A 14,591-nucleotide genomic window follows, 5' to 3' on the forward strand; every position below is an offset into this window, starting at 1 on the left:
CAATTTAAGTGAAACTTTCTTACAGCGGGTTTTCTTCTTCCACTTCAAGCACTTTCATTGCTTTCTTTCATGTACATATGTTTTGACACTTTTCGCTGTTTTTTCGGTGTAAATCGATTAAAATGAATATTTTCTAAAAGCAATGATAATAAAATCCCCAGTAACAGTCCGTTGCTAAGTAATGGTCGTATGATTGTTGGAATCGATTCGAAATATGACGAAGGAAACGTCATAACAATGATCCCAACGAATAATGGAACCGCTAAGCGATAACTATTAGCTGTTGTTAAATCGATCCGGGCAAAATATTGCAGGGAGGATTGCAATAGCCGTAAATAGGCAACTAGTAAAACAGCACTCCCTACACTTAACGGCAGTTTCACCATAAGATGACTAACCGCTGGGATGATTCCCATTAACATAAACATTCCACCACCGAGGATAAAAGGAATCCTCTCCAAAATTTTCGTTTGATTCAGAAACCCGATTGATGACACATATGGAGCATAAGGTACCATCCCTGCTAATCCTGCGATGATGGTAAATAGACCGCTTATGGCAAAAGAATGACGATATTGGTTATTTGTTGTCTTTGTTTTATAAATTTCCTCGGTCCCTTTTAGAGCGCCAAATGTATTGGATATGTTAATAAGCCCAGCAATGACCACCGTTAGAATAAGCCCTAAATCAAAACGAGGTGTACCTAAAGGGAAAAGTCCAATGTCTATTTTCCCTGATACATCGATGCCTTCAGTATCAAACAAAAGCGCATATAGGAACCACCCTGCCATAATTCCAATTAATAACGAATATTTACTGACTACAGGTGAAGCTTTTATGCTTAACAAAATGACGAAAACAGCCACAAAACTTGATAAGAAAAAAATCGGAATATCGATTTGTGAAGATCCTGTTTGTGCCCCAAACGAGATTCCCAGCATCCCTTGGAGAAAAATCGTATTTAACCGACAGCCTAATAAAAACATAAAGACAGCCATCACACCATTGGTAAACAGCTTTGAAAAAAACGCTGAAAGCCCGCTTAATCCAATGATGATGGTCATGACACCAGAAATGATGATTCCGACCGCAAGATTCCCTCCTAATTCAGTTAATGACATCCCTTGAGAAGGTGCTGCATAGCACAAACTTAAGATAACTGCCCACCACAGACCTGATTGCCCTTCCATCACCGATCGTTTATGTCCTGCCATAGCTTGTAACATACACGCTGCCCCAGTAAAGAAAAATGAACATTGAAGTAATGAGATCATTTTTTCCTGAGGAAGATGGAAAGCAGCCCCTACTGTAATCGGAATGACTACTGTATTTGTGAACAGAAAAAAGAGCCACTGTAACCCGGCAATCCAATGATGCAGTTTAATTCGTTTCGTCATACATTCACCTTCTATCTAGCGAGACTTATCAGATTTTTACGGACAGTTTTCCACCCTCATTGAGAATTTCCCCAATCTTGAAAGGGTCAAAAACTCTATCCACAGTCATTGCTAACGTTGTATTACAAAAGGTCTATTTATTTCATCACTAAATTTGTTGTTTCATATACGTTCAGCGCAGCTTGCAACGCTTGCCCTGTTTTTACCTGTGCTTGGTGGCGAATCAATACAGCTTCAAGAGCTGCTAACACAAACAGGATATTTTCTTTTCGGCAGCTGTAGCCCATCGTCCCGATTCGCCAAATCTTCCCATGAAGTGGTCCGAACGAGCTTGCAATCTCGATCCCAAATTGATGTAGCAGCATCGATCTTACCGACTCCCCATCAACACCTTCAGGAATTTTTACACATGTAACCATCGGCAGTTTCCATGGGACTTCATTAAATAATTCTAATCCCATCGCCTTGATTCCTTCTACTAGTGCTTTTTCATGGAAACGATGCCTTTCGAATCTTTCTTTCAGACCTTCTTGTAATACAATGCGGACGCCTTCTCGCAAAGCATACAGCATGGATGTTGCTTCAGTATGGTGATTTAATCTTCTCGGTCCCCAATAATCCTGGAGCTGGCTTAAGTCAAAATAATTGCTGCGGATCGGTTCGCTAACATCTGACTGATCAGCTTCGGTGGAAATCCCTCTTTCTACTTTTTTTCTACCAGCAACAACTTTTTCAATCCGGTCATTATACGTAATCGGCGCCATGCCAGAAGGGACTGATAAACATTTTTGCGTCCCGCCAATGACGGCATCTAATTTCCATTCATCGACTTTCACTTCTGTTCCGCCAATCGTTGCAACGGCATCCACGATACATAATACGTCCTGTTTGCGGCATGCAGGTCCAATCTGATCCAAAGGCTGCATACAGCCTGTTGATGTTTCACCATGAACAATCGCAAGTACTTTCGGTTTCACTCTTTCCATTTCTGCGATGATCACGCTTTGGTCGAATACTTTGCCCCACTCACATTCGATGATATGAATTTCCGCTCCATTTCGCTCGGCAATTTCTGTTAACAAATGACCGAATCTTCCGAAAATAGGTATCAACACTTTATCTCCGGGCTTAATGACACTACTTAGTACCGCCTCAATCCCTGCTCTAGATGTTCCATCAATCGGAAATGCCCACTGATTTTTTGTTTGAAATACTTGACGAAGCATCTCCATTGTTTCATTCATCATGTTTGTAAATGCTGGATCAAACTGTCCTAGTATCGGCGTGCTCATCGCACGCAACACTCTTGGATCGACTTCAACAGGACCTGGAGTCATAATTGTACGCAAAGGTGAATTCATTTCTTGAAATACATTCAAACTGGTAGCCTCCTTAATACGCTAATTTATACAAAATCTTGATTAATAGTTGGATTCCATTTTCTAAATCTTCTGTTCTCGTAAACTCATTTGGCGAATGGCTAATTCCTTTATGGCTAGGTACAAATAATAACGATGTCGGACAAAATGTCCCGAAAATTTGTGAGTCATGACCTGCACCACTCGTCATTTTTTTGTAAGGCATTTGTTCACTCGTTAAGATCGCTTCTGAGATTTCAATCAAGCTTTCAGACATTTCTACTGGTTTTTCATTCATCCAATTATGAATCGTTACTTTTGTTTGATGTTTGTTTGCAATCGATTCGAATTGAGTGAATACGTCACGGCAGAACTCGTCAAGAACATGTTCTTCACAATGGCGAATATCAATACTAAACATTGTCTTTCCCGGGATGACATTTGAAAGATTTGGCTCCGTGAATATTTGTCCGACCGTCGCTACTAAATCCGGAGACGTTTCTTTCGCTTTCTGGATAAGATATTGAATGAGTTCAGCTGCCGTGTACATCGCATCTTTCCGCCAAGCCATAGGTGTTGTTCCTGCATGATTGCTTTCACCGATCACGGTAACGTGGTATCTTCTCTGTCCTACGATATGGCTCACAATGCCGATTGATTTTTCTTCTCGTTCTAAAACTTCGCCTTGTTCAATGTGCAGTTCAATAAAAGAAGCAAGGTCGGTCCGCATAGGATTTCGATAGTTTCCTTTCCCAAACCCTGCTTCTTGCATCGCCTCTATAAAAGGAATACCTTGTGAATCAGTCAGTCCTTGAACATCTTTTAAGGATTTCACGCCAGTAATACTGCCAGATCCCCAGTATGTCATAGGAAAACGACTTCCCTCTTCCTCACATAAAGAGACCACTTCAAGATTTTTCTTTGGTAGCCCATAATGTTCATATAAAAATTGTAAAGCAATGATCCCCGCTATCACACCATATGCTCCATCATACTTACCGCCATCTATCACTGTATCAATATGCGAGCCTGTTAAAATAGTAGAGGCATCTTCATTAGCAGCCGATAATCTTCCAAATAAATTTCCAACATCATCATAATAGGCTTGGAGACCGATCTTTTCCATGCGTTTTTTTAGAGCTTGCTGAGCCGATTGCCAATTTGCAGAATACAATGTGCGTGTGACACCGTTTCTTTTACTTTTTCCATATGAAGCTAACCACTCCACCATTTCTTCAATTTGATCAAATAAGGCAAGTGATTTGTTTTCACTTATAATCAACGTAATCCCCCTTTAGTTTTTCTTGTGAATTTCCTCCTGATAATGGTATATTTTTTAACATGATAAGTAATATAAACAATTGTAAAAAATTTTACCATGAAAATCATTCACATAAATGTAGAACATTTTCCTGTTTTATTGTTTAAACTAACTAAAATTTTGATTAAAATGAAAAGGAATCTGTTAATTATCCTAACAAAGGGAGAGAGAATGAATGAAATTAAATGATTTACTAAGTCTTCCGGTTTTTGAAGGAGCAACTTTAACAGCAGGAAATCAGGGGATTGAACGTGAAGTCCATACAGTTAATATGATGGATGCACCAGATATTATTCATTTTTTAAAGAAAAATGATTTACTTATTACAACTGCGTTTCATTTCAAAGATGATCTTGATTCCTTATTAATCCTCATTAGAGAAATGGAGAAACAAGGATGTTCAGGATTAGGCATTAAAACAAAGCGATTCTTAGAAGAGATACCAGAAGCGGCTATTACACTTGCAAATGAACTTGATTTTCCACTAATTGAACTGCCTGTTCATACTTCGTTAGGAGATATTGTCAATCAATCCTTGAGTTATATTCTTGATGTTCGTACAAATGAATTGCATCATGCTATGCAAACTCACCAGCTTTTCACAAAATACGTGATAAGTGGACAAGGAATCGATAAGATTCTTGATCGCTTATCCTCTCTTATTAAATTTCCTGTTGTCTTGTTAAATTCACATTTACGTCCAGTTCGAAATCAGGTGAAGAACACCTCGATCGATAACCTGGAAAAAATGCTTGTAAATGGGTATTCCTTTTATTTTCCAAAAGCAACTATGTCCAGCTTCTCCATGGTAAATGAGACGAGAGAGACGGTTACACTTTTCCCAGTTTACACACATAATGAACAGTCCAGCTATCTAGCTGTCTTAGGGTTTATTCCACCATCCAACCGTTCAACCATATTAACTGTTGAACAAGCGTCCAATGTCATTGCATTTGAACTAATGAAAGAAAATGCGTTAAAACAACATTCAAGACGTCTTCAAAATGAGTTTTTTACGAACTTTATTAATGGGACATTTTCTACATATGAAGAAGTCATTAGCCGTGGAAGAGAATTTGGTTTAAACAACGAACAAAGGTATATATGTGCAGTTGGTGATATTGTGGATGAAGAGAAAACCATCTCCTATTTGCGAAGTCAGTCTGAAAATGAGCTCATTTACGAAGCAATTGAATTTGAAATCCAATCCTTTCATCAAACCGTGCATATATTTACGATCGATCATTCCTATATATTTCTATTGGAGCTGAATGACACTTGGAAAAACATTGAACAATCTTTCCTTTCTTTGTTAACAAATATTCAATCAAAGCTTCATACCCACTTCCGCTCGAACATTTCATTTGGGATTAGCAACTACGCCGAACAACTTAAGCAAGTTCCGATCTCCTATAAAGAGGCAAGAGACGCACTTTACTATGGAAATATGTTGGGTAAAAAACAATTTATTGAAATTTATCAACCAAAGGAAGTCACGGAAATCTTACGTATGGTTCCTATCGACCAATTAAAAAAATTTTATACAGATACGTTTCAAGCATTTGCCAATGAATCGAAAAAAGATTATCAAGATCTGCTCCATACTTTATCTGTTTATTTAGAATCACATTGCCAAATTTCCGAAGCAGCAAAACGTTTATATGTACACCGCAATACCATCATCTATCGTTTAGAAAAATGTGAAGAAATAATAGGAAGAAGTCTAAAAGAACCTGATGAAACACTTCGATTACGCCTTGCATTTAGAATAAAAGCCTTACTTCAAGGAAATCATTGAATTTAGTGTCTGGCACTACACGAACGGAACATTTATAAACGAAAAAAGACTGTTCGGAGCTAGACTATCTCTTTCCATTAAGCTGGAAGATTACTCAATCCTAACAGCAACATCATAAGAGTGATGATTGTTGTAATAATATGAGCGAGGGCGTCCATTCCCCATACTTTCAGGACACCCTCCAATTCATATTTTGTCTAAACAATTTTATTTAGATGAAGGAAATATTCTCCTCGATTTAGCGAATTTGGTTGGCTTCGTTTATTTTTAGAAATCGTATGATCAATTGATTTATAGCCTCCAGGTTTAATAGAAAAAGTGCTAGTGCTTATGAGCAGAATTATTCTTGTAATCATTTATTGAAAACGGCCTTATTTGTCCTAAATTTCACTTTACACTATTAACATGCCTATCAAAAAAATGCCTATTTAATGGGTATTTAATATGCTAACTCAATAATCTTTTTAATGTTGTCTTCATTTACTTCCGATTTTAACTTTCCTGCTAAGAGATTTATTTAGTAATAACATCATCCTTGTCCTGATCGAGGTCGTTGCTGGACCTTTCCACTATTTTATTTAATTCACCTGTATCCCCTTTGGCATTGATGATTTCAAGTATTTGATTTAAGCCCTCGTTAATTTGATCACCATTATCTTTCATCATTAAACCTCCTTATAAAATTACTATTATCATTTTCCACTTTAACATTAAGTATGTTTCTGATTGGATTATATCCAAGGTAAATTTCATTTGACTGTTCGTCCATGCGTTAGTATGACTCCAACAACCATGGTGAATGCCATACAATAGATATTTTTTTATCAAAAAAATCTTCTCCAAGTCAACATACATTTCTTTTCGGGCTATAGGTAATATGCGATTCCCAACAATTTAAAAAATCCATAAACCCATCTTTTAAAGCCTCATTGTAGCTTTCAGCAATGTATGACTCATATATTGTTTCTTCTTACCGTTTCCAAGGAGGATTTCTGACTTCGCTTGTTTTTATCTTTCCTCTTTTTTCAAAGTCCTTAAAATGGATGATCTCAGAGAGAATCTTACAATCATCTGCTTTTTCAAACTCGGCTCTAGCCTCATCCTTATTGTCATACTCAAACATTTTGATGCTGTCTTGTAAAAAAAGGGTTAAAATCCACACATCAATTCCTCCCTGGATAGTAAGATTAAAGAATCTTTAAGAACGAACACATTCAAAATGAATTAGCTGTTTCATGGATCATCTGGCTGTAGCTGTCAAGTATGTTTTAACAAATTCGTCACATTTCTCTCTTTCTAGATTCTCCGTTTATTATTTCTGTGGCTATTAAAACATTTCATCTCTTCTCTCATATTTTTTCAGCCATCATCCTATTTTTTAGCGAGTACCTATTCAATAAACAGATTAAAAGCGATTGTAATCAGCCAGCCTAGAGCAAGCGTACCCAATAGATATGTACAAATATAAAGGAAAATCTCCATCATGAATCCTCCTGGTATCGTATTATCTAGGATTTTATTAAAATAAATCCAAGTCCTTTTTTATAAAGTAGTAAGGATGCTTGCTGCTTAATGCTGATCCAAAAACACTAGGGAATCAGGGGAATTTGTGAAAATTAAAGCGTTTACATTTATTTCAATTTAGCAGTTGTCAACACCTTTCCTTCTAAATCAATGCCATTATAACAAGTGAATTAAAGAAATATGTCGAACCATCAGAAATTCACTTATTTGTAAATAGACTGTTAACTTCTGTTAACAAACCGTTATAAAAACTAATATTTGTCTAATAGATGAAATCGTATGACTCATACAGAGGTTTGATTCTCACAGCAAAACTCTATTTTTCAGCAATGGTCCTACCCCCTTACATCATTTGAGGAGGTAGGAAAAATTGCATCTACACGCAAATAACAATAAATAACTTTTCTATATTAGTTTTTGAAAAATAATCTCAAATTGATATTTGTTTCATCTCATTTTGAGATGTATAATAAAAATAAGAAAATGAAGGAAACGCTTACAAGATTGTAACTACAACGTTACTTCTTATATATAAGGAGGACAAAACAATGAGCCAATTAGCAAGAGAAACTAAAGTAAAAGATTTATTAGAAAAACAAAAGTTCAATCAAAAAGAACTTTCTGAAATGACAGATCCGCAGATTGAATACTTTCACTGGCTCTATTTTGAAGATTCTGTCTACGATTATATGTAAGTTGAAAATAAATAATCATAATAAAGCTCTTGTACTCCGTACAGGAGCTTTTCAGATTTATATATTGGTGAAAATAGAAAAAACACCCACTAAAAAGTGAGTGCTTTAAAAAATTATGCTATTTCGGAGACAGAAACTGTAGATGAAAAACTTATTAACAAAGTAAATAAGAAAAAAAGAATAAATTATAGAATTTAATGAGACCTTTTTTCAACTCTTGAACTAAGTTATTTACATTTAAAATCAAATAATAAAGTGTACCAGGCTGTCGATATAACATTTCCATAATGTGTTAATATCCGGATGTTGTTCTTAAAAGACAATAATACAACAAAAAAACCCCTTTTTCGAAATTGCAATTTAAAAAAGGGGTTTTTCAACAAGCTGAGACACTTAATAAAGTGTCCTTTACTTTCTTGCTTCACTTACTAAGCCATTTAACGGATTAATAACTCTTGCTATATCTCCATCATTTTCCCATATATATGAGTTTGTCCATAATAATTGTGAAGGCGGATTATGAGTTGCTCCTCTTCCCGAAACTACTGTGACTGACGAACCTTTCTTCAAAACATAATTATTTGGAAAGTAGAAAGTTTGTCCTCCATCAGCACTATACAATCTCCATCCAGTTAAATTTAGATCCCTGGAATCGACATTTTTTATTACCACTTTATCTTTCTCTAAATCTAAGCTTGTAATCTGTAATTTTCCAATCGGATCTGGATAACTAGATTGATAAGCAGATACTAATGTACTGCTAATTGCAATATTACCACCTAAAACAAATATGTTATAAACTCCCAATTTATTAACTAAACTTTTAACGCCTGGTATGTAGTTAGTGTTATGTGATAGAACAATAGCTGCATTTTTACGATGAGCCAAACCTGAAGCTGCTACAGAATCTGGATAATCTTCTTTTCCTGTACTAACCGAAGTTCCACGTACTAATATAGCGTTATTTGGTTGGAAATTAGCTAATGCTAAACGATTTGTATCATATCGATCTTTTCCAGCATATCTTTTCACTGATATACCTTTTGATCTTAGAATATCCTCTACCTTTTTACTAACTACTCCTGTTCCACCATATATATTTACACTTTTAATGTTGGAAGGTATATTTACAGGAATAGTGTCTTTTGTTACTAAGTAAATTGGCACCCCATTTATTGCAGAATCGGTTGATGCAGATAATGCGTCTGCTACAGATGTCCCACTTGCAACAATTGCTCTTGTGTTGGTATCTGTACCCGCTTCCCTGTTAATGTAATAGGCAGTTTGATATCTCTCACTTCCATATATTCTTTCAACTTCTAATCCTTTTGATTTAAGAGTATTAACAACTGTATTACTTATCGCTTTTTCTCCACCAAGAACATATACTTTTAAAGTATTTAATCTTCTTATTTCATCTAGAACTTTAGTGGAAATCGTATTTGTATAGGTTAATAGTATAGGAGCATCTTTAGCACCAGATAAACTTGCAGCACTTAAGGCATCAGCAGGATTATCAGCTCGTGCTAAAATAACAACTCTTTCTCCTGCAAGACCACTTGGCCAACCTTTTTTAGAAATTTCAATTGCAGTTGATAAGCGGTCAGAACCAGAAATTCGTATATAACTACCAGTCGCTTCAGTTTCTTGAACCGAAGAAAACAAAAGTGATCCAGTTAATACAGCAAGTGTTCCAATCTTTAACAATTTCTTCAACTTATTCCCTCCCTAGTAAATTTGTACCCTTGTAGATTATATACCAGATTGTGGAATAGTTACAATATTTAATAGTAATAATGAACTGTATTTTTATCATTTTTTCATTCTTCTTGATCTGTTTTTTAGCTTAAATTGTGAATATTTTATGATGAAATCATTCTATGGTATCTGTCGCTTCCTTGTTAGGCTATAAAAAGGATTTTAAGATGTTCATTTCTCCAAACAAAAAAACACTCACAAACATTAATATATAAACATTTTTTGTAAGTGTTTTTTCCCTTTTTATTTTTATAACATATCAGTTCAATTGTTTCACTTTTATAGGCTTGTTTTCCCTGCTTCGTTTGATGATTTCCCCGATAATGCTGATTGCAATTTCTTCTGTTGTTTCCGAGCCAATTTCCAATCCGATTGGAGAGTGAACCTGCTCCAGCTGTTCTTGTGTGACTCCTTCACTTTTTAATTTTTCAAATATGTTTATGACCTTGCGCTTGCTGGCGACCATCCCAACGTATGCGATTGGAAATTGAAGTGCCGTTTTTAATACAATATCATCACGATCTTTTGTTACAATCACTACATAAGACTTCTCATTGAGGTTGGCTTCAAGCATTGCCTTTCCAATATCCTCATTTACAAAAAGGTCGGATGCATTAGGAAAGCGTTCCTTTGTGCAGTAACCAATCCGATCATCGACAACGCAATAAGGATATTCAAGAAAATCAGCAAGCTTTGCCAACGCATAGCCTAAATGACCGGCACCAGCCAGAACGAGTTCTGGCCTGCTTGTATAGACTTCAATAAACACCCGCAACGTACCGCCACAATTCATTTGAATTCCGTCTTTTGCATGTTTATTCAATTTGTATTCAACAATTTTCGATTGACCTTTTTGGATTGCCTTTATACTCTCTTCGATAATATAGTGTTCAGCCAAGCCCCCTCCGACAGTTCCTTCAATCGTACCATCACGGTATACAATCATTTTTCCAACATGGCTGGGAGTCGAGCCTTTTGATTCAATAATCATGGCTAAAGCAAAGGTTTCGTTTTGACGTGTCAGCTTGGCCACTTTTTCCATCAGCAGCATGAATAGCTCCCCCTTTATTTAAAAGCATTCATTCGATTGATATTGCTTCATGCTAAGAAAATAACGTAAAAGATTTAAGGCAACGGTTTTTCTGTATAGAGCAGTGGAGCGTTGATCGTCGATTGGTTTAATGATTTTATCGAAGGCCGCCACAATCTGAGTGATGTCTCCATCTGCTAATGGTATGGTTTTTCCAAGCAACTTTTTCTCAATATCAATGGAACGAACAATAGTAGGTCCGACCGCCCCAAATGAAAAGCGAACATCCTCGATTTGAGCATCATTTACCCGGATAAATCCTGCAAACGATACTTTGGCAATTGAATCTGCGTTGCGGTTGCCGACTTTCTCAAAAACGACACGAGAACCTTCCTCTACTACGGATGGCAAGATAATTTCAACCAATATTTCATTGTGATGGCGTTGAACCCTTCGTGGACCTTGAATAAAATCGCTGATAGCTACTACACGATCACCATGAACGGAGCGCAGCAAAAGTTTTGCGTTGTATACATATAACAATGGCAGTGTGTCTCCAGCTGGAGAAGCGTTGCAAATATTTCCTCCCAATGTCCCTCTGTTTCTAATTGCCGGTGCCGCAATTGTTTTGATTGCATTCTTTAATGGGATTGGAATGAACGGGTCTTCAAGTAAATCGCTGTAGGTACAACAGGCACCGATGTGGAGATCCTTATGATTTTGATACACTCGCTTTAGCTCAGAAAGGTGATCAATAAAAACAATCGGTTTTGGGATTTTCGGGGGGACTCCCCTTCGACTTTTGTGAAGGACCATGACATCGGTGCCTCCAGCAATGATCATACAGTTTTCTTTATTCAATTGGCTCAGCGTTTGGTCTAAACGATCGAAGCGATACGCGGTTATTTGTTCTGCCATAAGCCGTCCCCTTTTTTAGCTGCTTTAGTTATAGCATCTACAATCATATTGTAGCCCGTACATCGGCACAGATTTCCGGAAATACCTTCACGGATGTCAGTCTCTGAAGGATGAGGGTTTTTGGATAATAAAGCTGCACTTGCCATAACCATTCCAGGAATGCAATAACCACATTGTACTGCTCCGGCAATGGAATAGCTCTCATCTAAAATCTTAAACTGTTCCGTTTCCATGATCCCTTCAATCGTTTGAATATTAGCTCCATCAATTGAGCCAATTGGAATAAGGCAGCTGTTTTGCAGAAGGTTATTCACAAAAACACTGCAGGCTCCGCATTCCCCTTCCCCACAGCCTTCCTTTGTTCCGATTAACTCAAACTCATCTCTTATTAAATCTAGTAATCTTGCTGTAGCAGGGGCATCAGTTTCTACTGTTCTACCATTAAGTGTAAATTTAATCAACCTCTTCACCTTCTCTCACACAAAAACTTTCAATAATGACTTCTGGTGTAATTGGTATTTGCTGAAAAGAAGTTTGCAGTGCATCCTCAATTGCTGCTTGAACTGCCGGAGCGCCGCCGATTAAAGTCAATTCACCTGCCCCTTTCGCTCCGTATGGACCATCAGCATAGGGATTATCAAAGACCTTGCTTTCGATTGAAACAACGTCCAATGAAGTCGGGGGCCCATAATCTGATATACTTTTTTGCTGGATTCTGCCTTGCTTTGACGTCATCTTTTCTAGATAACCGTACGCTAATCCTTGAGCTAAACCACCGTCAATTTGGCCTTTCATAATCCGTTCATCGATGACCTTCCCAACTTCATAATTGCCGTATACGTTTTCCAACTTTACAATTCCTGTTAACCGATCAACTTCTACTTCAACGATATTAACGCCCCATGAATAAGCCGGGTAGGCATCTCCTGTGAAGGTTTTCTCGTCCCATGGAATCATTTCACGGTGAACATAGTTCTCAACTACTTCCTGTTCGACACCTATTTGCCACTGAGATTTAAGTTTTTTTGCCGCACGTTCAAGCAATTTTCCCACGATCATTGTCGTCCTGGAGGCTACTGTAGGACCAGAGTCGGGAACCTCTTTTGTATCTGGATAAGGGTACAATATTTCTTCGTACGGGAGGTCTAGTTCTTTAGCGACAATTTTGCACAGCGTCGTCAAAATGCCTTGTCCCATATCAGAGTTTGAGATTTTTAGCGATACTTTGTCGTCCTTTGATTTAACCAGCTTCACCGTTGCCTTAATATGATCTCTTTCGCCGCTGCCCGTAAATCCACATCCGTGGAGGAACAGCGAAGTTCCTATGCCTTTTTTAAAGCGCTGATTTTGCTGATTGAAACGCTGAAACGCCGCTTTTTTCTTTTTATAATCTGACACGTTGAGTAAGTCCTCAATCATTTCTTCCATTAATATTGGATCTCGAAATTTTCCTTTAGTGATGGTGGGGTCTCCTTGTTTGACAAGGTATTTTCGTTTATATTCAAGTGGTTCGATGTTTGCCAATTTACTCAGATGTCCAATATGACTTTCAATTCCGGCAAAGCTTTGTGGAGCACCAAAACCTCTGAAAGCACCGTTTGGAACTGTATTGGTTTTTAAAACATAGCCTTTTGCATGAAAATGCGGAATGTTATAAACACCTGCACTGTTTATTAATGCGCGCTGCAGCACGACAGAACTCAATCCCGCATTCGCACCGCCATCAAGAAAAATGTCAACACACATACTCAAAATATTTCCTTCCTTATCAAGGGCTGTCCGATAGTTGAGTTTGGCAGGATGCCTTTTCGTCGTAACCTCCATATCCTCAGAACGATCGAACACGAGCATCACGGATTTTTTGACTGCTTTTGCAGCAACGGCTGCGTGACAAGCCATCATCGAAGGATAATCTTCTTTGCCGCCAAAACCTCCGCCGGTAGGACTTTGAACAACTCTAACTTCATCGTCACCACAGGCTAGTGCGCTTAGCAATGCATTTTTTATATAATAAAGACATTGCATCGATCCCTGGACGACAATTTCATCATCTTTATAAATGGCGAGCATACCTTGCGGCTCAAGATAGACATGCTCCTGATAACCCGTATCATATTCTTCTTCGATGATTTGATGTGCTCCCTGCTCAATCGCTAAAATATTCGCTAAGCTTTCCCCGAATTCATAGCTTGCCATAGTAACCCCGGATGCTGATTTTTGTTTGATCGCTTCGTCCAATGTATAGATAGCGTGATGTTCTTCTAATTCAATCTTCACTTCATTTAACAAACGGTACAGGATATTCAGGTCTTTTCCAGTGAGCATGAGAATCGGCTCACCAATATAATTGACCCACTCATTAGCAAAAATGGGTTGATCTTCTTTAATAATTTTGACATAATTCGGTCCGGGGATATGCTCTGCACCTACAGCTTCATATCCGTCCGGAAGGTTTGGTAATTGAATAGATATGATTTTTCCATAAGCAATTGGCGAGCGATACAAAACGCCATAAACCATATTTTCTACTTTCACGTCACTAATATAGGCCAACTGGCCAGATACTTTCCCTTTATGGTCTTTTTTGGGTACTGAAGTGCTTATGTCCTTTAGATTCATTGCAACAACACCTTTCGACTCATTTATATAAACGACAAATGATGAATAAAAACCTTTTCCTATGATTCTATAAATGAGAATGTTAGTTTATGACTATTCAAGAATTTATTGTATTTAATTATATTCTTATTCCGGAAAACTTTACCTATTTATGTAAGATTTTTTGACTAAGT

12 protein-coding genes are annotated in these 14,591 nt (G+C 37.3%); 2 read left to right on the top strand and 10 right to left on the bottom strand.

Annotation, left to right across the window (positions count from 1 at the left end; all coding sequences use genetic code 11):
- Positions 1-44: 44 nt before the first annotated feature.
- The 3 genes from ACSVDH_RS15295 to allC form a co-directional block, all read right to left on the bottom strand.
- Complete coding sequence (locus ACSVDH_RS15295) at positions 45-1,397, bottom strand: uracil/xanthine transporter (RefSeq protein WP_439253662.1); 1,353 nt, start codon at positions 1,395-1,397, stop codon at positions 45-47.
- Between the two features lie 137 nt (positions 1,398-1,534).
- Positions 1,535-2,758 (bottom strand): (S)-ureidoglycine--glyoxylate transaminase, encoded by a 1,224-nt coding sequence (gene pucG, locus ACSVDH_RS15300; protein ID WP_439253686.1) that lies wholly within the window; start codon positions 2,756-2,758, stop codon positions 1,535-1,537.
- A 31-nt stretch (positions 2,759-2,789) separates the two neighbouring features.
- The gene (allC, locus tag ACSVDH_RS15305; protein ID WP_439253661.1) at positions 2,790-4,037 is read right to left on the bottom strand and encodes an allantoate deiminase; all 1,248 of its coding nucleotides are present in this window, start codon (positions 4,035-4,037) and stop codon (positions 2,790-2,792) included.
- A gap of 214 nt (positions 4,038-4,251) precedes the next feature.
- Here allC and ACSVDH_RS15310 point away from each other — a divergent pair, with 214 nt between their 5' ends.
- The gene (locus ACSVDH_RS15310) at positions 4,252-5,874 is read left to right on the top strand and encodes a PucR family transcriptional regulator (RefSeq protein ID WP_439253660.1); all 1,623 of its coding nucleotides are present in this window, start codon (positions 4,252-4,254) and stop codon (positions 5,872-5,874) included.
- 513 nt (positions 5,875-6,387) lie between these two features.
- On the opposite strand, the gene ACSVDH_RS15315 is transcribed toward ACSVDH_RS15310, so the two are convergent.
- Both ACSVDH_RS15315 and ACSVDH_RS15320 read right to left on the bottom strand, forming a co-directional pair.
- The gene (locus tag ACSVDH_RS15315) at positions 6,388-6,537 is read right to left on the bottom strand and encodes a hypothetical protein (RefSeq protein WP_439253659.1); all 150 of its coding nucleotides are present in this window, start codon (positions 6,535-6,537) and stop codon (positions 6,388-6,390) included.
- A 307-nt stretch (positions 6,538-6,844) separates the two neighbouring features.
- On the bottom strand, positions 6,845-7,036 hold the full coding sequence (locus tag ACSVDH_RS15320) for a hypothetical protein (protein ID WP_299094100.1): 192 nt from the start codon (positions 7,034-7,036) through the stop codon (positions 6,845-6,847).
- Positions 7,037-7,946: 910 nt separating this feature from the next.
- On the opposite strand from ACSVDH_RS15320, the gene ACSVDH_RS15325 reads away from it, so the two are divergent.
- Positions 7,947-8,093 (top strand): BH0509 family protein, encoded by a 147-nt coding sequence (locus tag ACSVDH_RS15325; RefSeq protein WP_299094098.1) that lies wholly within the window; start codon positions 7,947-7,949, stop codon positions 8,091-8,093.
- A gap of 408 nt (positions 8,094-8,501) precedes the next feature.
- Here the strand turns inward: ACSVDH_RS15325 and ACSVDH_RS15330 are convergent, their stop codons facing one another.
- The 5 genes from ACSVDH_RS15330 to ACSVDH_RS15350 form a co-directional block, all read right to left on the bottom strand.
- Positions 8,502-9,809, bottom strand: coding sequence for a cell wall-binding repeat-containing protein (locus tag ACSVDH_RS15330; RefSeq protein ID WP_439253658.1), 1,308 nt, complete (start codon positions 9,807-9,809; stop codon positions 8,502-8,504).
- Between the two features lie 301 nt (positions 9,810-10,110).
- Positions 10,111-10,902: an XdhC family protein gene (locus tag ACSVDH_RS15335; protein ID WP_299094096.1), complete on the bottom strand. Its 792-nt coding sequence runs from the start codon at positions 10,900-10,902 to the stop codon at positions 10,111-10,113.
- Positions 10,903-10,920: 18 nt separating this feature from the next.
- Entirely contained in the window at positions 10,921-11,799 is an 879-nt protein-coding gene (locus ACSVDH_RS15340) for an FAD binding domain-containing protein (RefSeq protein ID WP_439253657.1), read from the bottom strand.
- On the bottom strand, positions 11,784-12,260 hold the full coding sequence (locus ACSVDH_RS15345; RefSeq protein WP_439253655.1) for a (2Fe-2S)-binding protein: 477 nt from the start codon (positions 12,258-12,260) through the stop codon (positions 11,784-11,786). Before ACSVDH_RS15345 ends, ACSVDH_RS15340 begins: the two co-directional genes overlap by 16 nt.
- Positions 12,253-14,418 carry a xanthine dehydrogenase family protein molybdopterin-binding subunit gene (locus ACSVDH_RS15350; protein ID WP_439253654.1) on the bottom strand — a complete coding sequence of 722 codons (2,166 nt, stop codon included), beginning with the start codon at positions 14,416-14,418 and terminating at the stop codon, positions 12,253-12,255. The genes ACSVDH_RS15345 and ACSVDH_RS15350 overlap by 8 nt, the downstream gene beginning before the upstream one ends.
- Between the last annotated feature and the right edge of the window lie 173 nt (positions 14,419-14,591).

Source organism: Metabacillus sp. Hm71 (genome assembly GCF_051842955.2).
Classification (GTDB): domain Bacteria; phylum Bacillota; class Bacilli; order Bacillales; family Bacillaceae; genus Metabacillus.